The organism is Streptomyces sp. NPDC038200 (assembly GCF_055600785.1).
The window spans coordinates 37447-58783 of the sequence record NZ_JBVJYH010000024.1; the positions used below are offsets into that span (position 1 = coordinate 37447).

19 protein-coding genes are annotated in these 21337 nt (G+C 71.6%); 9 read left to right on the plus strand and 10 right to left on the minus strand.

Annotated elements, in window-relative coordinates; genetic code table 11:
* Positions 1-3626: HAMP domain-containing protein (locus tag ACZ7KF_RS35280; protein ID WP_471084537.1), on the plus strand; the 3626-nt coding region annotated here is incomplete at its 5' end.
* A 160-nt stretch (positions 3627-3786) separates the two neighbouring features.
* Positions 3787-6135 carry a SpoIIE family protein phosphatase gene (locus tag ACZ7KF_RS35285; protein ID WP_471084773.1) on the plus strand — a complete coding sequence of 783 codons (2349 nt, stop codon included), beginning with the start codon at positions 3787-3789 and terminating at the stop codon, positions 6133-6135.
* Here the strand turns inward: ACZ7KF_RS35285 and ACZ7KF_RS35290 are convergent.
* Both ACZ7KF_RS35290 and ACZ7KF_RS35295 read right to left on the minus strand, forming a co-directional pair.
* A complete protein-coding gene (locus ACZ7KF_RS35290) occupies positions 6122-6601 on the minus strand; it encodes an ATP-binding protein (RefSeq protein WP_471084539.1) in 480 nt (159 codons plus the stop codon). The genes ACZ7KF_RS35285 and ACZ7KF_RS35290 overlap by 14 nt on opposite strands.
* A gap of 288 nt (positions 6602-6889) precedes the next feature.
* A complete protein-coding gene (locus tag ACZ7KF_RS35295; RefSeq protein ID WP_471084541.1) occupies positions 6890-7063 on the minus strand; it encodes a CsbD family protein in 174 nt (57 codons plus the stop codon).
* 157 nt (positions 7064-7220) lie between these two features.
* On the opposite strand from ACZ7KF_RS35295, the gene ACZ7KF_RS35300 reads away from it, so the two are divergent.
* Positions 7221-7391, plus strand: a complete 171-nt coding sequence (locus ACZ7KF_RS35300; protein WP_471084543.1) for a hydrophobic protein — start codon at positions 7221-7223, stop codon at positions 7389-7391.
* 103 nt (positions 7392-7494) lie between these two features.
* Positions 7495-9318 carry an MFS transporter gene (locus ACZ7KF_RS35305; protein WP_471084545.1) on the plus strand — a complete coding sequence of 608 codons (1824 nt, stop codon included), beginning with the start codon at positions 7495-7497 and terminating at the stop codon, positions 9316-9318.
* On the opposite strand, the gene sph is transcribed toward ACZ7KF_RS35305, so the two are convergent.
* From sph to mgrA, 5 genes are all read right to left on the minus strand, one after another.
* On the minus strand, positions 9315-10298 hold the full coding sequence (gene sph, locus ACZ7KF_RS35310; protein ID WP_471084547.1) for a sphingomyelin phosphodiesterase: 984 nt from the start codon (positions 10296-10298) through the stop codon (positions 9315-9317). The genes ACZ7KF_RS35305 and sph overlap by 4 nt on opposite strands.
* A gap of 290 nt (positions 10299-10588) precedes the next feature.
* Entirely contained in the window at positions 10589-11824 is a 1236-nt protein-coding gene (locus ACZ7KF_RS35315; RefSeq protein ID WP_471084549.1) for a cation:proton antiporter, read from the minus strand.
* Positions 11825-11829: 5 nt separating this feature from the next.
* Positions 11830-12315 carry a cation:proton antiporter regulatory subunit gene (locus ACZ7KF_RS35320; RefSeq protein ID WP_471084551.1) on the minus strand — a complete coding sequence of 162 codons (486 nt, stop codon included), beginning with the start codon at positions 12313-12315 and terminating at the stop codon, positions 11830-11832.
* A gap of 120 nt (positions 12316-12435) precedes the next feature.
* On the minus strand, positions 12436-12615 hold the full coding sequence (locus ACZ7KF_RS35325) for a hypothetical protein (protein WP_471084554.1): 180 nt from the start codon (positions 12613-12615) through the stop codon (positions 12436-12438).
* Between the two features lie 196 nt (positions 12616-12811).
* Entirely contained in the window at positions 12812-13855 is a 1044-nt protein-coding gene (gene mgrA / locus ACZ7KF_RS35330) for an L-glyceraldehyde 3-phosphate reductase (RefSeq protein WP_471084556.1), read from the minus strand.
* A 230-nt stretch (positions 13856-14085) separates the two neighbouring features.
* Here mgrA and ACZ7KF_RS35335 point away from each other — a divergent pair, with 230 nt between their 5' ends.
* The 3 genes from ACZ7KF_RS35335 to pgm all read left to right on the plus strand — a co-directional run bounded on the left by ACZ7KF_RS35335 (position 14086) and on the right by pgm (position 18465).
* A complete protein-coding gene (locus tag ACZ7KF_RS35335; RefSeq protein WP_471084775.1) occupies positions 14086-15579 on the plus strand; it encodes an MFS transporter in 1494 nt (497 codons plus the stop codon).
* A 147-nt stretch (positions 15580-15726) separates the two neighbouring features.
* Positions 15727-16566 carry a chitosanase gene (locus tag ACZ7KF_RS35340; protein WP_471084559.1) on the plus strand — a complete coding sequence of 280 codons (840 nt, stop codon included), beginning with the start codon at positions 15727-15729 and terminating at the stop codon, positions 16564-16566.
* Between the two features lie 258 nt (positions 16567-16824).
* Entirely contained in the window at positions 16825-18465 is a 1641-nt protein-coding gene (pgm, locus tag ACZ7KF_RS35345) for a phosphoglucomutase (alpha-D-glucose-1,6-bisphosphate-dependent) (RefSeq protein ID WP_471084562.1), read from the plus strand.
* A 40-nt stretch (positions 18466-18505) separates the two neighbouring features.
* Here pgm and ACZ7KF_RS35350 read toward each other — a convergent pair whose 3' ends face one another.
* The 3 genes from ACZ7KF_RS35350 to ACZ7KF_RS35360 all read right to left on the minus strand — a co-directional run bounded on the left by ACZ7KF_RS35350 (position 18506) and on the right by ACZ7KF_RS35360 (position 20258).
* Complete coding sequence (locus ACZ7KF_RS35350) at positions 18506-19417, minus strand: SGNH/GDSL hydrolase family protein (RefSeq protein WP_471084565.1); 912 nt, start codon at positions 19415-19417, stop codon at positions 18506-18508.
* Positions 19418-19584: 167 nt separating this feature from the next.
* Positions 19585-19917, minus strand: a complete 333-nt coding sequence (locus tag ACZ7KF_RS35355) for a DUF5133 domain-containing protein (RefSeq protein ID WP_471084568.1) — start codon at positions 19915-19917, stop codon at positions 19585-19587.
* A gap of 194 nt (positions 19918-20111) precedes the next feature.
* Entirely contained in the window at positions 20112-20258 is a 147-nt protein-coding gene (locus tag ACZ7KF_RS35360; protein WP_471084571.1) for a hypothetical protein, read from the minus strand.
* Between ACZ7KF_RS35360 and ACZ7KF_RS35365 the strand changes: the two genes are divergently transcribed.
* Entirely contained in the window at positions 20251-20664 is a 414-nt protein-coding gene (locus tag ACZ7KF_RS35365) for a TetR family transcriptional regulator C-terminal domain-containing protein (RefSeq protein WP_471084574.1), read from the plus strand. The two genes, ACZ7KF_RS35360 and ACZ7KF_RS35365, sit on opposite strands and share 8 nt — an antisense overlap.
* 176 nt (positions 20665-20840) lie before the next feature.
* Complete coding sequence (locus ACZ7KF_RS35370) at positions 20841-21227, plus strand: hypothetical protein (RefSeq protein ID WP_471084778.1); 387 nt, start codon at positions 20841-20843, stop codon at positions 21225-21227.
* Positions 21228-21337 lie beyond the last annotated feature (110 nt).

Genomic DNA, 21337 nt, shown 5'->3' on the forward strand with positions numbered 1-21337 from the left:
CGCAGGGTGATCTGTCGCAGAAGATCACGGTGGACGCGCGGGGCGAGATCCTGGAGCTGAAGAGCACCATCAACACGATGGTCGACCAGCTCTCGGCGTTCGCGGACGAGGTCACCCGGGTGGCCCGCGAGGTGGGCACCGAGGGCCGGCTCGGCGGTCAGGCCGACGTCAAGGGCGTGAAGGGCACCTGGCGGGACCTGACGGACTCGGTGAACTTCATGGCCGGGAACCTGACGGCGCAGGTGCGCAATGTCGCCCAGGTGGCCACCGCGGTGGCGCAGGGTGATCTGTCGCAGAAGATCACGGTGGACGCGCGGGGCGAGATCCTGGAGCTGAAGAGCACCATCAACACGATGGTCGACCAGCTCTCGGGCTTCGCGGACGAGGTGACCCGGGTGGCCCGCGAGGTGGGCACCGAGGGCCGCCTGGGCGGCCAGGCGCAGGTCCGCGGGGTCGCCGGCACCTGGAAGGACCTCACCGACAACGTCAACGTGATGGCGTCCAACCTCACCGGGCAGGTCCGCTCCATCGCCCAGGTCGCCACCGCCGTCGCCAAGGGCGACCTCTCCCAGAAGATCACCGTCGAGGCCAAGGGCGAGGTCGCCGCCCTCGCCGACGTGATCAACACCATGGTCGACACCCTCTCGGCGTTCGCCGACGAGGTGACCCGGGTGGCCCGCGAGGTCGGCACCGAGGGCCGGCTCGGCGGCCAGGCGCACGTGCCCAACGTGGCCGGCACCTGGAAGGACCTCACCGACAACGTCAACTCCATGGCCAACAACCTCACCGGCCAGGTGCGCAACATCGCGCTGGTGACCACGGCCGTGGCCAGGGGCGACCTGTCGAAGAAGATCGACGTCGACGCCCGCGGCGAGATCCTCGAACTGAAGACGACCATCAACACCATGGTCGACCAGCTCTCCGCGTTCGCGGACGAGGTCACCCGGGTGGCCCGCGAGGTGGGCACCGAAGGCCGGCTCGGCGGTCAGGCCGAGGTCGAGGGCGTCTCCGGCACCTGGAAACGGCTCACCGAGAACGTCAACGAACTCGCCGGCAACCTCACCCGACAGGTTCGCGCCATCGCCGACGTGGCCAGCGCCGTCGCCGAGGGCGATCTGACCCGGTCCATCACCGTCGACGCCTCCGGCGAGGTCGCCGACCTCAAGGACAACATCAACTCCATGGTGGAGTCCCTGCGCGAGACCACCCAGGCCAACCAGGAACAGGACTGGCTCAAGACCAACCTCGCCCGGATCTCCGGCCTGATGCAGGGCCACCGCGACCTGCCCGTCGTCGCCGAACTCATCATGGACGAGCTGGTGCCCCAGGTGTCCGCCCAGTACGGCGCCTTCTACCTCGCCGAGGACGGCGCGTCCGGGCCCGAACTGCGGCTCGTCGGCTCCTACGGCCGACCCGAGGAGGACACCCGGCCCGTCCGCATCCCCCTCGGCCGTTCCCTGGTCGGCCAGGCCGCGCGCAGCCGCCGCACCATCGCCGTCGACCAGCTGCCGCCCGGGTACGTCACCATCTCCTCCGGGCTCGGACGGGTCGAACCGACCGCGCTGTTGCTGCTGCCCATCGTCTTCGAGGACCAGGTCCTCGGCGTCATCGAACTGGCCTCGGTCACCCTGTTCACCCCGATCCAGCGGGACTTCCTCCAGCAGCTGGTGGACACGATCGGCGTGAACGTCAACACCATCGTCGCCAACGCCCGCACCGACGAACTGCTCCAGGAGTCGCAGCGCCTGACCAGCGAACTGCAGTCCCGCTCGGCCGAGCTGCAGGCCCGGCAGGAGGAACTGCAGCAGTCCAACGCGGAGCTGGAGGAGAAGGCCTCGCTGCTGGCCGACCAGAACCGGGACATCGAGGCGAAGAACCTGCAGATCGAGCAGGCCCGGCAGGAACTGGAGGCGCGCGCCCAGCAGCTGTCGCTCGCCTCCAAGTACAAGTCCGAGTTCCTCGCCAACATGAGCCACGAGCTGCGCACCCCGCTCAACAGCCTGCTCATCCTGGCCCAGCTGCTGGCCCAGAACCCCTCCCGCAACCTCACCCCGAAGCAGGTCGAGTACGCGGGCATCATCCACTCGGCCGGCTCCGACCTGCTCCAGCTCATCAACGACATCCTGGACCTGTCCAAGGTCGAGGCAGGCAAGATGGACGTCACGCCGGAACGGGTCCCGCTGCGGCAGCTGATCGAGTACGTCGAGGCCACCTTCCGGCCGATGACCTCGCAGAAGAGCCTGGACTTCACCGTCGCCACGGCGGCCGGCGCCCCCGCCGACCTGCTCACCGACGACTCCCGGCTCCGGCAGGTCCTGCGCAACCTGCTGTCCAACGCGGTGAAGTTCACCGAACAGGGCAGCGTCGAGCTGCGTGTCGAACCCGCCGCCGACGACGACGTGCCCGACGGTGTCGTGCGGGGCGGCGCGATCGTCGCGTTCCGGGTGATGGACACCGGAATCGGCATCCCCGAGCAGCAACTGGAGACCATCTTCGGCGCGTTCCAGCAGGCCGACGGCACCACGAGCCGCAAGTACGGCGGCACCGGGCTCGGCCTGTCCATCACCCGGGAGATCGCCCACCTGCTCGGCGGCGCCGTCACCGTGGACAGCACCCCCGGCAAGGGCAGCACCTTCACCCTCTACCTGCCCGTCTCCCGGCCGGACTTCGAGGAGCACATGCGCGGCGGACGCCCCGCCCCGAAGGCCGAACGGGAGAGGGCCGAGGACACGCTCGGGCACGGCCTGCCCCAGGAGCTGTCGCCGGCCACCGCCAAACGCGAACGCCCGCGCCGTCTCCTCGTGGTCGAGGAGCGCCCGCGCGGGCTGCTGACCCTGGTCGCCGAGAGCGTGGTCCGGGATCTGGAGCACGCCCGCGGCGACGGCGGCGGCACCCCCGTCGACATCATCACCGCGGTCGGCGCCCAGGAGGCGGCGGGGGCGCTCGCCGCCGAACCCTGCCACTGCGTCGTCGTGGAACTCGGCATGCCCGAGGGGGAGTCGGCCCGCTTCCTGGAGGCCCTGCGCGGTGACTCGGCCCTGACGAGCGTCCCGGTGCTGGTGCACAGTTCGCAGCGCACCGAGTCACTCGGCGAGGACACCGCGGGCGGCTCGCTGGAGTACCTGTACAGCCTGGACGAGCTGCGCGAGCGGATCGCGCTGCACCTGTCGGCGGAGGAGCCCGGCGAGGTGCTCACCCTGGTCCGCGGGGACGAACTCCCGCGCACCGCACCCCACCTGATCGACGAGGAGACCCGCGGCCGTACCGTCCTCGTCGTCGACGACGACGCCCGGAACCTGTTCGCGCTCAGCGGTATCCTCGAACTGCACGGCTTCCGCGTCCTGCACGCGGAGAACGGCCGCAAGGGCATCGAGACGCTGATGAACAACCCGGACGTCGAACTCGTCCTGATGGACGTGATGATGCCCGAGATGGACGGCTACACGGCCACGGCCGAGATCCGCAGGATGCCGCAGTACGCCCATCTGCCGGTCATCGCCGTGACCGCCAAGGCCATGCAGGGCGACCGGGAGAAGAGCCTCGCCTCCGGCGCCAGCGACTACGTCACGAAACCGGTGGACACCCATGACCTCATCGCCTGTGTCCGACGCTGGCTCCCCGCATGAGCCCGGCCCGGCGCGCCCGTCCGTCCGCAGGCCGAGGAGTACCGACCCCGTGACCACGCAGGAATCGCCCGCCGGCCCTGACGCGCCGGCCGACCTCGACGAGCCGACCGGGCTCGACGAGCCGGCCGGCCTGTCCGGACTGCTCCCGCCCGTCGAGGTCATGCTGCCCGAGGTGCCCGCCACCACCCCGGTGGGGCGGCTCGCCGCCACCGTGGAGCGGCTGCGCCGCGAGGTGCGGGTGGCACAGGCCGAGGCGGAGGGGCGGGCGCTGATCGAGCTGGCCAAGGGCATTCTGGTCGAGCGCCTGGGGTGCGGCCCCGCCCAGGCCGCCCGCCAGCTCGCCGAACTGACCGAGCAGGCACAGGTCACGCCGCTGGAATTCGCGGTGGACGTCATCAACCAGGCGGCCCGGGACCGCGTCTCGGAGGTCACCGAGGCGTTCCTGTCCGTCGCCGCGGACCCGGCAGAGCCCGTCGCGGAGTCCGCCGCCGTGCGGTTGCGCGCGGCCGAGAGCGGCGTCCTGGCCGCGCCCGACACGCAGGCGATGGCCGACTCGCTGCTCGAGCACGCCCTGCGCCCGCTGGGCGCGGTCGCCGTGGCCATCTGGTCGGCGGGCCCGGACGGTTCGCTGACCCTCGCGGGCAGCGCGGGCTTCCCGCCGGGCGAGGCGGCCCGCTGGCGCTATGTCCCGCCCGACGTGGTCACGGTGGCCCGGCGCGGACTGACCGAACCCGACGGCAAGTGGCTGCCCTCGCTCGCCGAGTCCGGACTGCCCACGATCGGCCGGCGCGAGTACGCCGACGGCGCGCGCATCGCCGTTCCGTCCGGGACCGGCGGCCGGATCCACGGCGTCCTGGAGATCGCCTGGGCCGCACCGGAAGGGCCGCTGCCGCGCCCGGTCGTCCGGCAGGTGGAGGCCCTCGCCGAGCTGTGCGCGCACACCCTGGAGACCTTCGCGCCGCCGCCCGGCACCGGGCCCGAGCAAGGGCCGCTGCCCGACGTGGTCGAGCTGATGGACCTGGCCGACGGCCTGCACGATCCGGCCCTGGTGCTCGTGCCGCACCTGGACGACGCCGGGCAGCTGGTCGACTTCCGCATCCAGCACGTCAACAGCCGTTTCCTGGACCCCGCGGGTCGGCCCCGGGCCGTCGTGGGGGGCGCCCTGCTGCTGGAGGCCTATCCGATGGCGGCCGGCACCGGCGAGCTGTTCCAGCGTGTGGAACGGGTCTATGCCACCGGTGAGCCGTTCCGCGCCCACCGGATGCGGCTGACCGCCCTGGTCGACCAGGTGCCGCTGTCGGCCGTCGCCGACATCAGCGTGAGCCGGCACGGCACCGCGGTCCTGCTGATCTGGCGTATCGAGGACGAGACGGCACGTCTGGCCAGCCTGCTCCAGCACGCCCAGCGGCTCGGCCGCATCGGAGGGTTCGAGGAGAACCTGCTCACCGGCGAGATCACCTGGAACGGCCAGCTGTTCAGCCTGTACGGCCGGCCGCCCAGCAGCCCGCCGGTCGCCCTCCAGGACCTGCCGGCCCACGCCCACCCGGACGACGCCGTCACCCTCGGCCGTTTCCTGCGCACCCTGCTGCACCATCGCAGGCCCGCCTCCGCCGCGTTCCGGCTGCTGCGTCCGGACGGCGTGACCCGCCACATGCGGGTGGTGGCCGAACCGGTCCTCGACACCGCCGGCCAGCTCTTCGTCCTGCGGGGCGCCTACCAGGACATCTCCGCCCAGCACTGGACCGAGGTCGCCCTCGCCGCCACCCGCGACCAGCTCGCCCACACGGAGCAGCAGGCCGTGGAGCGCAACCGGCTGGCCCTGCAGCTCCAGCACGCCATCATGCCCCCGGCCCAGGCCCCGCTGCGGGTGCCCGGCCTCCAGGTGGCGGTGCGCTACCGGCCCGCGGAGACGGAACATCTGGTCGGCGGCGACTGGTACGACGCCGTCGTCCTGCCCTCGGGCCTGATCCTGCTGTGTGTCGGCGACGTCGCCGGGCACGGCATAGAGGCCGCGACCAGCATGGTGGTCCTGCGCAACGCGCTGCGGGGCCTCGCGGTGACCGGGGCCGGCCCGGCACAGCTGCTGTCCTGGCTGAACATCGTCGCCCACCATCTGACGGGTGCCGTCACCGCGACCGCGGTGTGCGGCCTGTACGACGGCGAGCGCCGGATCCTGCGCTGGGCGCGGGCCGGCCATCTGCCGCCGGTGCTGGTGCGGCAGCCGGACGCCACCGCGCTGCCCCCGGTCAAGGGGCTGCTGCTGGGCGCCGTGCCGGAGGCGCGCTACGAGGAGACGGAGGTGCAGCTGGCCGCGGGGGACACCCTGCTGATGTACACCGACGGTCTGATCGAGCGCCGGGACCGCTCGGTGGAGGAGTCGCTGTCCCATCTCCTGGAGACGGCGCGTGCCGCGCCCAGCACCCTGGACCACCAACTGGACCGGCTGCTCACCTACAGCAGGTCGGACACCGACGACGACACCTGCATCATCGGCATCAGGGTCGCCTGACCGGTCCGGTCGTTCCGCCGGCGCCCGCGGGGGCGAGCGGAACGGTCGCCGTGACCCGCTTGCCGTGCGACAGCCAGGTCACCTCCAGGCTGCCGGCGAGCATCCTGACGAGGTTCAGGCCGTGTCCCCCGACCCGCCGGGGGTCGGGAGGGCACCGGCGCGGCGGCTCCGGGGAGGTGTCCGTGACGGTGACGCGCAGCGCGGTCGCGCCGGGCAGCAGTTCCAGGCCCAGCGCGCACGGGCCGGGCGCGTGCTTCGCCGCATTGGTGACGAGTTCGCTGACGACGAGCTGAGCATCCTGCACCGGGCGCCGCCCGGGCGCCGGACATGCTCGGGCGAGCAGGGCGGCGACGGCGTCTCTCGCCTCGGCGATGCTGGATACACCGGTGTCCCAGGTGCGGCTGTAGCGCAGGGGCGTCGGCTGTCCCCGCGTCGTCGTCGCGTGGGTCCTGAGCGGGATGTCCATACCTCGTTGCCCTTTTCTCCGGGGTCAGGGTCCGTTCCTGTGCACAGGGGGTCGTTCCGTCCCTGGGGGGTCGTTCCGTCCCTGCCCGGCTACCCGCTGGACCGTCGGTCAAGGGGACGTTCGCGAGGAATCCTCCGGATGCGCACGAACGCCTGCTGGAAGGCGGTACGGGCCGAGCGATGGCAACCGGGGCGGAGGGCATCCGAACACCCGGGCACACAGCGGAACGGGTCCGGAAATCAGCTTCCGCTGATTTCCGGACCCGTTCTGTCCGAATCGGTGCCTGGCTCAGTGCTTGAAGACGTCCTTCGCCTTCTCCTTGGCCTGCTGGGCGTCCCCGCGGGCACCCTCCATACGGCCCTCGGCCTCCAAGCGCTCGTTTCCGACGGCCCGGCCCACGGCCTCCTTGGCCTTGCCCTTGGCCTGCTCGACCTTGCCCTTGGCCTTCTTGCTGCCAGCCATCTCGTGTCACATCCCAACGTCGACGCGGACTCTGGTCGCCTTTCGGATTGCCGCTCAGCCGACGTGCAAACCAGAAATCCACATCCGGCTTCCGGCGGAAATTCCGGAGCCTGATCGCGGATTCTGCGGGAACCCGCCGATGCGGAGGTGGATAAACATGGTTCCTTTGCTTCTGGTTCTTCTGCTGGCTCTGGTTCTTTTCGGGGCGGGCTTCGCCCTGAAGGCGCTGTGGTGGATCGCGGTGATCGTACTCGTGGTGTGGCTGGTGGGCTTCGTCGTCCGCCCGGCGGGGACCGGAGGCCGGCGGGGCCGCTGGTACCGCTGGTAGGCACGCCTCGCTCGACTCCGCGGGCCCCGGCCGTACGGCCGGGGCCCGCAGCCGTGTGCCCGGAGGCCGGCATTACCCAGTCTTGGTTGAACAGTTCAGACTGATGAAATTACCGTTGCCGGACGTGGACACCAACGCACCCCGGGACCCGGCCGCCGACGGCGTACGGGCCCGGCTGCTCGCCCGCTCGGGCCGGCCGAGCGACACACCACCGGGCCCCGGCTACAAGTGGGTCGCCCTGTCGAACACCACGCTCGGCGTGCTGATCGCCACGATGGACGCCTCCATCGTGATCATCTCGCTGCCCGCCGTCTTCCGCGGGATCGGCCTCGACCCCCTCGCGCCCGGCAACGTCGGCTACCTGCTGTGGATGATGCTCGGCTATCTGCTGGTCTCGGCCGTGCTGGTCGTCGTCCTCGGCCGGCTCGGCGACATGTTCGGCCGGGTCCGCATCTACAACCTGGGCTTCCTCGTCTTCGCGGTCGCCTCCATGGCCCTGTCCCTGGATCCCTTCCGGTTCGGCGCGGGGGCGCTCTGGCTGATCCTCTGGCGCATCGTGCAGGCCTTCGGCGGGTCCATGCTCACCGCCAACTCGGCGGCCATCCTCACCGACGCCTTCCCGGCCCGCCAGCGCGGCACGGCCCTCGGCATCAACCAGATCACCGCGCTCGCCGGGCAGTTCCTCGGCCTGCTCGCCGGCGGCCTGCTCGCGGCCGTCGACTGGCGGGCGGTGTTCTGGGTGAGCGTCCCGGTCAGCGTCACCGGCACGATCTGGTCGTACCTGAGTCTCAGGGAGACCTCGGCCGGCGCCCGCGGCCGGATCGACTGGCTCGGCAACCTCACCTTCGCCTCCGGTGCCGGCGTCCTGCTCGCGGGCATCACCTACGGCATCCAGCCCTACGGCGGTCACTCCACCGGCTGGACCAACCCCTGGGTGCTCACCGGGCTGTCCGGCGGCGTCCTCCTGCTGCTGGCGTTCTGTGTCGTCGAGAGCCGGGTCGCCGAGCCGATGTTCCGGCTGTCACTGTTCAAGGTGCGGGCGTTCGCCGCGGGCAATCTCGCCGCGCTGCTCACCGCCATCGCCCGGGGCGGGCTGCAGTTCATGCTCATCATCTGGCTCCAGGGCATCTGGCTGCCCCTGCACGGCTACGAGTTCGAGGACACCCCGCTGTGGGCCGGCGTCTTCATGCTGCCGCTCACCCTGGGCTTCCTGATCGCGGGGCCCGTCTGCGGCTATCTGTCCGACCGCTTCGGTGCCCGCCTCTTCGCCACCGCCGGACTGCTCGTCGTCGCCGCGTCCTTCGTCGGGCTGCTCGCGCTGCCCGTGAACTTCGACTACCCCGCCTTCGCCGCGCTGCTGCTGCTCAGCGGACTGGGCCAGGGCATGTTCTCCGCACCCAACACCTCGTCCGTCATGGGCAGCGTGCCCGCCCGGTACCGGGGCGTCGCCTCCGGGATGCGTTCCACCTTCCAGAACTCCGGTACGGCCCTGTCGATCGGCGTCTTCTTCTCCCTGATGGTCTCCGGGCTGGCCTCCACCCTGCCGTCGGCCCTCGGCAGCGGACTCCAGGCGCACGGCGTGCCCGCCCCGACCGCCCACGAGATCGCCTCCCTGCCGCCCGTCAGTACCCTGTTCGCCACGTTCCTCGGCGACAACCCCGTCGGACATCTGCTCGGCGGCGGCGTGCCGGACCACCTGACCGAGGCCCAGCGCGCCACCCTGACCGGGCACCGCTTCTTCCCGGAACTCGTCTCCGGCCCCTTCCACCACGGGCTGAGCATCGTCTTCGGGGTAGCCGCCGCGATGGCCCTGGTGTCCGCGCTCGCCTCGGCGCTGCGAGGCGGTCACGACCGCACCGCCGACGGCACCCCGCCGCGCGAACCGGCCCCGGCGACCGAGGACCGGCCCGCGCGCACCCCGCGCTAGCCGGCGTGGGCCCGCAGCGGATAGTGGTCGGAGAGGTCGGTGTACGTGTACGACGTGCCCCAGCTGCTCACCGTCCAGGGGGCCGACCGCTCCTTGACGACCTCGTTGTGCCAGCGCGCCGGCCGGGCGTGACCCGCACGGGCGAGGACGTAGTCCAGATCCTCGCGCGGGTCGTCCGGATAGCGGTCGTGGGCGATCGAGTTCTCCTGCGTGTCGAACGAGTACGGGTGGCCGGTGCGCACGTCGGCTCCGGCCAGGTCCGCGTCGGCGAGCATCGAGGCGTACTCGCCGCTGCGCGAGTCCACATTGAGGTCGCCCGCGACCAGGACCTCCTCGTCCGCGGGGATGTTCTTCGCGTCGAGGAAGGCGTCGATCGCCCTGAACTGCCGGCTGCGGTCCCGCGCCGCCTCGCCCGCGCCGCACCCGGAGTCCGTGGACTGCGTGTGGGTGCCGACGACGTGCACCCGGGTCCCGCCGACGTCCAGCACCACGTACGCGAAGCCCTTGTTCGACCACCAGTCGGAGCCGCACGCGTCCTGGTAGACGTACTGTTCCTCGCGCAGGATCGGCCACTTGCTCAGTACGGTGACGCCCCCGTCCTCGGGCGTGGTGGCGGAGTACGCTCCGCCGGTCGCGTCCCAGCCGTCACGCCCGCGCCCCACCACCGGTGTCTGGTACGGGTACCGGTCCGCCGCCGCCCGCTTCAGCGCGTCCGACGCGGAGTTGTCGAACGCCTCCTGCAGGACCACCACGTCGTTGCCCTGGAAGAAGGACGCCTTCGGTATCTCCGCGGCCCGGTGGTCCTGACCCCAGTTGGGGTACAGGTTCTTGCTCATGAGGAAGACGTTGTACGTCAGGACCCGAAGCGCCGGTGCCGGTTCGGCGGCCGCGGCCGGAGCCGGAGCGGCGAGCGCCGCCGTGGGCAGGGCGAGGGCGAGCACGGCCGCGGCGAGGGCGCGGCGCGGTGCGAAGGGCGTCACTGGATCTCCCTGTCGATGAAAGGGGCTGAGTGGCGCCGCACATCAAACCATCCGGGATTACCCACAGGTAACACCCAGGAGCGCTTCGGATGGCGTCCAGGGGAGGAATCGGGGGCGGGAGCCGGACACTCGCGGCTCCCCCGGCACTTCTCCGAACCGGGGGAGCCCCGGACCGATGCCTCAGGATGCCCGGTCCTCTCCAGTGTGCTCCCGTGCGACGGACGCGATCCACCGGCGCCCCGCCCGGTCCGGCCGCGGCCCCGACCGCCGCGGCTGCTCGACCTCGCCGGTCAGGGGCGGGTGGCCGGGGCCTGTTCCTCGGCCACGGCGTCCGGGGCGGTCTCGGCCCGGGCCGCCGTGCGCCGGTTCCGGTGTCCGGTCAGCAGCAGGGCGAGCGGCTCGGTGTACCGGGCGGTGAGCGGACCGAGGACCACCAGGATCAGCACATAGGCGGTGGCCAGCGGGCCGAGGTCGGAGTCGATGCCGGAGGTGACGGCGAGCCCGGCGATGACGATGGAGAACTCGCCGCGGGCCACCAGGGTGCCGCCGGCCCGCCATCGGCCCTTGGCCGAGATCCCGGCACGGCGTGCCGCCCAGTAGCCCGTCGCGATCTTCGTGAGGGTGGTGACGACGGCGAGGGCGAGCGCGGGCAGCAGCACGGGCGGGATGCTCGCCGGGTCGGTGTGCAGGCCGAAGAAGACGAAGAACACGGCCGCGAACAGATCCCGCAGCGGTGCCAGCAGGTTGTGGGCGCCCTCGGCGACCTCCCCGGACAGGGCGATGCCCACCAGGAACGCGCCGACCGCCGCCGAGACCTGCAGCTGCTGGGCGACCCCGGCCACCACCAGCGTCAGACCGAGCACCACCAGCAGCAGCTTCTCGGGGTCGTCGGTGGAGACGAAGCGGGAGATGTGCCGGCCGTAGCGCACCGCCACCAGCAGAACCAGGCCCGCGACCCCGAGCGCGATGGCCAGCGTGACGCTGCCCGCGGCGAAGCCGGTCCCGGCGAGCAGGGCGGTGACGACGGGCAGGTAGACGGCCATGGACAGGTCCTCCAGCACCAGGATGCTGAGGATCACCGGCGTCTCCCGGTTGCCGATCCGGCCCAGGTCGCCGAGGACCTTGGCGATGACTCCCGAGGACGAGATCCAGGTGATGCCGGCCAGGACGACGGCGGCGGTGGGGCCCCAGCCCAGCAGCAGGGCCATGGCCGCGCCGGGCAGGGCGTTCAGGGCGGCGTCGACGATCCCGGCCGGGTACTGGGTCTTGAGGTTGGAGACCAGATCGCCCGCCGTGTATTCGAGGCCCAGCATGAGCAGCAGCAGGATCACGCCGATCTCGGCGCCGATGGCCACGAACTCCTCACTGGTGCCCAGGGGCAGCAGCCCGCCCTCGCCGAAGGCCAGGCCGGCCAGGAGGTACAGCGGTATCGGCGAGAACCGGAGGCGGGCGGCGAGCCGGCCCAGCAGTCCGAGACCCAGGATGATCGCGCCGAACTCGATCAGGAAGACCGCGGAGGAATGCATCCGGATCACTCCCGCCCGAGTATCGCGGCGGCCGCGTCGACGCCCTCGCGGGTGCCGATGACGATCAGCGTGTCCCCGCCGGCGAGCCGGAAGCCGGGGCCGGGGGAGGGGATCGCCTCGGCGCGGCGCAGGACGGCGACGATCGACACACCGGTCTCGGTGCGCATGCGGGTGTCGCCGAGCAGTCGGCCGTTCCAGTACGAGACCGCGCTCAGTTCGATCCGCTCGGCCACCAGGCCCAGTTCCGTCGTGGAGAGCAGAGTGGGGCTGTGAGGGGTCGGCTTCAGGGCGTCCACCATCGCCTCGGCCTCCTGGCCGGTGAGGCGGACCGACAGCCCGCAGGCATCGGGATCGTCGCGCCGATAGGTGCTCAGGGTGCGCGAGCCGTCCCGGTGGGCCACCACCGACAGGTGCTGGTGCTCGCGTGTCGTGAGGTCGTACCGGACGCCGATCCCCGGCAACGGCGTCCTGCTCGTACGTGCGGCGCTCATGGCTGCCCCCCTGCCCAGCTTGAATGTTTCTTGGTGAAACTTTTATCCAAACCCTACCCCGAAGCGTGATCGCGCCGAGGGGAGGGGCCGGGCCCGGGGGGCCGGCCAGGGGGCGGAGCGCTATGAGCCGGAGGCGAGAGGGTCCTCGTCCGCGGCGTCGGGCTGGCACACGTGGCACAGCTCGTGGTCCCCGTCGCGGGTCACGACGGTTCCCCAGCCGAGGCACTGCTCGCAGTCGCGGGCGAGCCCCAGGTCGGGGTGGGGAGGGAGGAGGTGGCTGCGGGGGGCTCCGTACGCCATGCGGTGAGCGGCTCCTTGCGGTCGCGGAGGGGGAGTGCGCGAGGACGCGATCCGAACAACCTCCATTATGTCCGACTTATGCCCCATGTCAGTGACGGGTGTCACCGAGTGCCTTTTCGGGGGCCTCTTTCCTCACTGATCGTCCTCACCGATCCTCCTCGCCGATCGATCACGCCGGCCGACCCGTCGCGCTTCCTCAGCCGAGGTTGCCCAGCCGGGCATCGCGCCACAGGTCCACGCCGCCCTCGGTGGCGTACCTGTCGATCTCGGCCAGCTCCTCGTCGCTGAAGGCGAGGTTCTCCAGCGCGGCGACGTTCTGCTCCAGCTGCTCGACCCGCGAGGCGCCGATGACGAGGGAGGTCACCCGCTCGTCCCGCAGGGCCCAGGCCAGCGCCAGCTGGGCCAGGGTCTGCCCGCGCCGGGCCGCGATGTCGTTCAGGGCCCGCAGCCGGTTCCGCATGTCCTCCGTCAGCCAGGCGGCGTCCAGCGAGGTCCCCCGTGCGGCCCGCGAGTCCTGGGGCACGCCGTCGAGGTAGCGGCCGGTGAGCAGCCCCTGGGCGAGAGCCGTGAAGCCGATGACGCCGAAGCCCTCCTCCTCGGCCGCGTCCAGCAGTCCGTCGGTCTCGATCCAGCGGTTGAGCATGCTGTACGACGGCTGGTGGATCAGCAGCGGGGTGCCGAGGTCGCGCAGGATCGCGACGGCCTGCCGGGTGCGCTCGGTGTCGTAGGAGGAGATGCCCACGTACAGCGCCTTGCCCTGGCGGACGGCGGTGTCGAGCGCGCCCATGGTCTCCTCCAGCGGTGTGGCGGCGTCCAGCCGGTGGGAGTAGAAGATGTCCACGTAGTCCAGCCCGGTCCGGCTGAGCGACTGGTCCAGCGAGGCCAGCAGGTACTTGCGGGAGCCGCCGCCCTGCCCGTAAGGGCCGGGCCACATGTCCCAGCCCGCCTTGGTGGAGATCACCAGCTCGTCCCGGTACGGCGCCAGGTCCCGCCTGAGCAGCCGCCCGAAGTTGCTCTCGGCCGCGCCGTACGGCGGCCCGTAGTTGTTGGCCAGGTCGTGATGGGTGATCCCGAGGTCGAAGGCGCGCAGCGCGATCTCGCGCTGGGTCTCGAACGGGCGGTCGTCGCCGAAGTTGTGCCAGTAGCCCAGGGAAAGGACCGGGAGGTCCAGTCCGGAACGGCCGGTGCGCCGGTAGCGCATGGTGCCGTCGTAACGAGCGGGGTCCGCGACGTACGTCATCGGGTCTTCTCCGGGTGGTGCCGTAGGGGGTGCCCCTGCGTGTGCGCACGGGCCCGTCCACCCTGCTCCCTGGCGCCGGGCAAGTCCAACCGCCGTCCCGGATGGGATTGAGCGGTTCCGTTTCTGAATCGGCACGCGGGGCAGGCGGTGATCAAGGGAGTGAACGGAGGGAGACGCTCGTGAGCGGTGCGACGGCCGGCGGGGAGCAGCATGCCCGGAGAGGGCCGCGGGTGCCGGCGGCCGTGGCGCGGCTGCCGCACCAGGTCCGGGAGGAGCTGACCCGCCGGCTCCGGCGCAACCGACGGGCCTTCCGCGCGGACGACGTCCAGGTCGTCGAGCGTCCGCTGCTCCGGCGGGCCGTCGGCGCCTCGGCGCTCGGCAACTGCATGGAGTGGTTCGACTTCGGTGTCTACAGCTACCTGGCCGCCACCATCGGCAAGGTGTTCTTCCCGGGCGCGTCCCCGGCCGCCCAGGTCATCTCCTCGTTCGCGACCTTCGCCGCCGCCTTCGTCGTACGGCCGCTCGGCGGCCTGGTCTTCGGGCCGCTCGGCGACCGGATCGGCCGGCAGAAGGTGCTCGCCACCACCATGATCCTGATGGCGGCGGGCACCTTCGCCATCGGGGTCATCCCCGGGTACGCCACGATCGGCATCGCCGCGCCGGTGCTGCTCCTGCTGGCCCGGATGGTCCAGGGCTTCTCCACCGGCGGAGAGTACGGCGGGGCGACCACCTTCGTCGCCGAGTACTCCCCGGACCGGCGGCGCGGCTTCCTCTCCAGCTGGCTCGACTTCGGCACCTTCGTCGGCTACGCCCTCGGCTCGGCCCTGGTGACCGCGCTGAACCTGGCCCTGACCGACGCCCAGATGCTCTCCTGGGGCTGGCGCGTCCCCTTCCTGATCGCCGGACCGCTCGGCGTGATCGGCCTCTACATGCGGCTGAAGCTGGAGGAGTCCCCGGCCTTCCAGCAGCAGTTGGACGACCACGAGAAGACCCTGGCGCAGGAATCGGCGGGCAGCGAGTTCAAGGACATCGTCCGCAACCACTGGCGGCCCCTGCTGGTCTGCATGGGCCTGGTGCTGCTCTACAACGTCACCAACTACATGGTCACCGGCTATCTGCCGACCTATCAGACCGAGACCCTGCATCGCTCCAGCGGCTCGGCGGACCTCCTGGTGCTCGTCGGCATGCTCTGGATCGTCGTCCTGATCACCTTCCTGGGCCGGCTCAGCGACCGCGTGGGGCGTCGGCCGCTCTACGCCGTCGCCGCCGCGGCGATGATCGTGCTCGCCGTGCCGGCCTTCCTGCTGATCAAGGCGCACGGCACCTGGCCGCCGATCCTCGGGGTGCTGCTCCTGTCCACGCTGCTGGCGTGCTTCGCCGCGCCCAGCGCGGCCACCCTGCCCGCCCTGTTCCCGACCGCCGTCCGCTACGCGGCCATGGGTATCGGGTTCAACTTCGCCGTCGCCGCGTTCGGCGGCACCACCCCACTGGTCACCGCCGCGCTGGTCGACCTCAGCGGTGACGACCTCATGCCCGCCTACTACCTGATGGTGGCCGGCGCCATCGGCCTGCTCACCGTCAGGTTCCTGCCGGAGAGCGCCCAGGTTCCGCTGAAGGGCTCGCGGCCGATGGTCGGCTCGCGCGAGGAACAGCGCGAACTCGTCTCCACCTCCAAGGAGTTGTACGCCTTCACGCGGGACCGCGAGACGACGCGGCACGGGTGAGCCGGCCCGGGGAGAGTCCGGCGGTTGTTCGATCCTACGAACTTCCCGCATGCCGGGTTACCGGTCCGCACCGCATTTGATAGGAAACTTTCCTACCAGTATCGGTACGGACCAACTCGCCACCCCCCACTCTCCCTTGGAGTCCCCGTGGTGCACGCAGATCGCGAGACAGCTTCCTCCACCCGCCTCTCCCGGCGGGCCGTCGTGGCCGCGCTGGGCGCCGTCGCCTCCGGCGCCCTGCTCGGGGTCGCGCCCGTCGGCACGGCCCGGGCCGCCGCGCCGGGCCTGGACGACCTCGCGAAGAAGGAGATCGCCATGAAGCTGGTGTCGAGCGCGGAGAACTCCTCGCTCGACTGGAAAGCCCAGTACAAGTACATCGAGGACATCGGCGACGGCCGCGGCTACACCGCCGGCATCATCGGCTTCTGCTCCGGCACCGGCGACATGCTCGACCTGGTCCAGCTCTACAGCGACCGCAAGCCCGGCAACGTCCTCGCCAAGTACCTGCCCGCCCTGCGCAAGGTGAACGGCACCGACTCGCACTCCGGCCTGGACCCGAACTTCCCCGGCGACTGGCGGAAGGCCGCCCAGGACACCGCGTTCCAGCAGGCCCAGAACGACGAACGCGACCGCGTCTACTTCAACCCCGCGGTCGCCCAGGGCAAGACCGACGGGGTGCGCGCCCTCGGTCAGTTCCTCTACTACGACGCCCTCGTGATGCACGGCGACGGCGACGACCCGACCAGCTTCCGCAACATCCGGCGACGGGCGCTGCGCAGCGCCAAGCCGCCGGCCCAGGGCGGGAACGAGACGACGTACCTCAACGCCTTCCTGGACGCCCGGGTCTGGGCCATGAAGCAGGAGGAGGCACACAGCGACACCAGCCGCGTCGACACCGAGCAGCGCGTCTTCCTGCGCAAGGGCAACCTCGACCTCGACACCCCGCTGGACTGGAAGGTGTACGGGGACAGTTACCACATCGGCTGACGCACCGGCCCTGCCGGACACGTGGCAGGCCGGCGGGCGCGGCCTCCGGAAGCAGGGGGCGCAGCCCGTCTGCCTGCCGTGCCGTGGCCCGCCGGATCGCGCCCCGCGCCGGGGCGGCGGCCACCGGGTCGCCCGGCCGGATCGCAGGGCGGCGGGGCCGGTTGTGTCCGGCCCCGAGGGGCGCACTCGCACGGTACGCCCCTGACGAGGAAAGATGGTGGTGAGCGATCGATCCCACCGAAGCGGAGGAACGGACTCATGCCGCACGAGCGAGCCGGCCGGCCGGCCGGTCCCGAGGACCTTGTCGACGTGGCCCGGCTGGTCACGGCGTACTACACGCTGCACCCCGACCCGGCCGACCCGGGACAGCGGGTGGCATTCGGCACCTCGGGACACCGCGGTTCGTCCCTGGCGAGCGCCTTCAACGAGGACCACATCGCCGCCACCAGCCAGGCCATCTGCGAATACCGCGCTGCCCAGGGCACCGACGGCCCGCTCTTCCTGGGCGCCGACACCCATGCCCTGTCGGAACCGGCGAAGGCCACCGCGCTGGAGGTGTTCGCCGCCAACGAGGTGACCGTGCTCATCGACAGCGCGGACGGCTACACGCCCACCCCGGCCGTGTCGCACGCCATCCTGACGTACAACCGGGGCCGTACCGCCGGCCTCGCGGACGGCGTGGTCGTCACCCCTTCCCACAACCCGCCCGCCGACGGCGGCTTCAAGTACAACCCGCCGAGCGGCGGCCCGGCGGCCTCCGACGCCACCTCCTGGATCCAGGACCGCGCCAACCAGATCATCACGGGCGGCCTGAAGGACGTGCGCCGGCTGCCGTACGACCGCGCGCTCGCCGCGGACACCACCCGGAGGTACGACTTCCTCGGCACCTACGTCACCGACCTGCCCGCCGTGCTGGACCTGGACGCGATCCGCGCGGCCGGCGTGCGCATCGGCGCCGACCCGCTGGGCGGCGCCTCCGTCGACTACTGGGGCCGGATCGCCGAACAGCACGGCATCGACCTGACCGTGGTCAACCCGCACACCGACCCCACCTGGCGGTTCATGACGCTGGACTGGGACGGCCAGATCCGCATGGACTGCTCCTCGCCGTACGCGATGGCCTCCCTGATCGAGCAGCGCGACCGCTTCCGCATCGCCACCGGCAACGACGCCGACGCCGACCGGCACGGCATCGTCACCCCGGACGCGGGCCTGATGAACCCCAACCACTACCTCGCGGTCGCCATCTCCTACCTGTACCGGCACCGCGACCGGTGGCCGGCCGAGGTGGGCATCGGCAAGACCCTCGTCTCCTCCACGATGATCGACCGGGTCGCCGCCGACCTCGGCCGCAGGCTGGTCGAAGTGCCGGTCGGATTCAAGTGGTTCGTGGACGGACTGGCCGGCGGCGACCTCGGGTTCGGCGGCGAGGAGTCGGCCGGCGCGTCCTTCCTGCGCCGGGACGGCTCGGTGTGGACCACCGACAAGGACGGCATCATCCTCGCCCTGCTCGCCTCCGAGATCACGGCCGTCACCGACAAGACCCCCTCGGAGCACTACGCCGACCTGACCGCCCGCTTCGGCGCCCCCTCCTACGCCCGCATCGACGCCCCCGCCACGCGCGAACAGAAGGCGTTGCTGGCCAAGTTGTCACCCGCCCAGGTCACCGCGGACACGCTGGCCGGGGAAGCGGTCACGGCCGTGCTCACCGAGGCGCCCGGCAACGGCGCCGCGATCGGCGGCATCAAGGTCACCACCGAGAACGCCTGGTTCGCCGCCCGGCCGTCGGGCACCGAGGACGTCTACAAGGTGTACGCCGAGTCCTTCCTCGGCACCGACCACCTCGCACGGGTGCAGGAGGAGGCCCAAGCGGTGGTGCTGGGCGCGCTCGGCGCCTGACCGGACCGCCGGGCGGCCTCCGTCCCGGAGGCCGCCCGGCTCAGTTCCGTCCCCGCTCCAGCCGGTCCAGCACGGCTCGCGCCATCGCCGCTTCCCCCTGCGCGTTGGGGTGGGCCGGGGCCGCGGGGGAGGCGGGCTGCAACGGCTCGATCCAGCGGTCCCCGGGTGCCTTGCACATGTCGCGGCCGACCGTGGGGCCGTAGGTGTCCACGTACTCGGCCCGGTTCACGCCCGCCACCAGCCGCAGCATCAGGTTCAGCCGCTTCTCGGTGTCCCGGAGGTAGGGGAAGTCCTTCCGCGCGAACGGGGCTTGCGGGAAGCAGCCGCTGCCGTCGTCGGGCAGCAAATCCGGGTAGCCGACGACGACCACCCGGGCGTGCGGTGCCCGGGCGCGCACGGCCCGCAGCACCCGGTCGACCTTGGGCGCGGTCCGTGCGACGGCGAGGGCCAACCGGTCGAGGCCGGACGCCTTGTAGGAGCGCTCGCAGGGGTTGCCCGCCGGGTCCTGGGCGGCGAGGCGGGCGCAGGTGCCGATGACGGAGCCGAACCCCACGTCGTTGCCGCCGATCTGGAGGGTCACCAGATCCGTGTGCCGGTCCAGGGCGTCGAGCTGGGGCGGGTGCGAGCCCTGCGTCTGCCACATCTCGGCCGTCGTTGCCCCGCCGCAGCTCACGTCGGTGAATGCGGCAACACGTTCCCGTGCCGCCACCAGCGAGGGATAGTTGTGGTCCGAACGCCCGCAGGCGGCGTCCACCTGGCGCGGGATGCCGGGGCCCGAGGTGTAGGAGTCGCCGAGCGCCACGTAGGCGGTCTCGCGGCCGTGTCCGGCGGAGTGGGCCACGGCCGGCGCCGTTCCGGCGGCGACGAGAGCACAGCCGCCCAGCGCCGCTCCGAGCACCGCGGGCCACCGCCGGCCTCCCGTCCCGCCCACGGAACACGTGTCGTACGTCATGGATCCTCCCCCTGTGACCATCGCGGCGCGCGGTGACGGCACCGAAGAGCCGTCCTCGTGCGTGGGACGGGGCTTGTATACCGTCCGGTAGGTCTCGTCGGCCAGAAGCCGGAGGCGACGAGTTCAGGAGGACGGGGCGGACGACCACCCCGCGGGCGGGACCGGTGTCAGAGCCCGGACGCCTGCTCCACCGGCGCGGACGCCTGGAGCGCGGAGGTCTGTGCCGCGGTGGCGTGCGCGGTGGCGGCCTGCGGTGCGGGCAGGTACGCCGCGGGCGTCTGCAGCAGGGAGTCGTCCTCCGGGCGGGCCCCCGAGAGGCGGTGGCGGGCGGCGATCAGGGCCATGTCGACGTCCCGGGTGCCGGTGGCCACGCACAGCGTGTAGGACACGTCCGCGAGCCGCTGCCGGGCCTGGGGGGTGCTCTCCTCGGCCCCGAGCAGAGTGAGGGCCTCGTACTGGGCGATGAGGTCCTTCAGTACCGCGGGGTGTGCCATGAGCATGTGTGCCGCCTCCTTGGCGATCGCCGACGTACGAAGTCGCAGCTCACATACCCTCGAAGGAGCGGCGCATGCCCGGGTCCCGGGCGAGCGGTTCCCCCCCCGCGATCGGGCCGGTCGGCGTCCGGCCATGCCGGGCCCGAAGACCAAGCCCCTTGTGCAGGACCGCTGAGGGCACAACGGGGGGCGGCGGTGGGTCAGAGGGTCAGTTCCTCGCCGATGCCGGGGGTGAGGACCTCGTAGGCCTCGCCGGCGGTCGCGTCGAGGAAGCGCGCGAGCTCATGGGGCTGCGTGCTGTAGAAGTCGGAGTGGAAACCGTCGTAGTGCATCGGGGAGATGTTCACGGCGGCGGTGGTGGCGCCCGCCCGCGCCACCGGCCCGGGCCTGCAGTGCCTGCACGCCGTGATCGACGCATGGTGCGCCTACCTGGCCGACAGTCCGTTCCCCAACGGATGCTTCGTCACGGCGGCATCCTGCGAACTCGACGGACAACCGGGCGAGTTGCGCACCCGCCTCCAGGACGTGGTTGTCCGCTGGCGCGGCTTCCTGGCCGAGCAGATCACACATGCGCAAACCAGCGGCGACCTCGACCCTGATCTCGACCCCGAGGACCTCGTATCCCTTCTGACCGGCCTCGCCATGGCCGCCAACCAGGAGATCCAGCTCCTCGGCGACGAACGCGCGGCGCCCCGCGCCCGCCGCCTCATGCGTACCGCGCTCGCCTCGCACCGCCCAGAGCCGGCCACGTAGTTCTTCCGTGATGCGGTGCGCCCTGTCGCCCTGAGTGCGATCGAAGCGCGGGCAGGCCGAATGCATCCTGGCTGAAGATCACCTCCGGCTTTCGGACGTCGGGCGCGACCTCGCCGTCGGTCGTCGAACCGAGGCGCCCGATGAGGGTGGCCGCTTCGGTGCAGTGGCTCACGGGCATGGGCTTTGCGCTCATCGCGGTCCCCGTGCTCGTTCTGGTGCTGGGGCCGGCGCAGGGGGTGGTGCTCGCGAATTGCGCGGCTGGTGTCGGCGGGTCGCCCTACTCGCTGTACGCCTTGAACGCGGGATGGCCGATCCATGAATTCGTGCCGAATGCACCATTTTACGGCATCGCAGTGAACGTCTTCTCCGTGGCCGCCAACGGTTTCCCGCGACTGAGTGGGTCCCTGTGGGCGGTGACCGTGGCGGCGATGGTGGTGGGCGCGGCCGTCGGCAGGGCACTTGCCCCCACGGTCCGAGAGCGCGGGGTGCGTCGGCTCATCTTCGCGTTGGCCCTGGCCGGTGGTTTGTCCGCGCTCGCCAAAGGGCTGTGGGAGATGGCATGACCGAGTCAGTGCCGCCCCGCCACCGAATCGACCACGAGCAGCACGCGCGGTGCGGCCGATGGAGGAGGTGCTCTGCCTCCCGAGGCTTCCGTGACCGCATCAACGCCTCG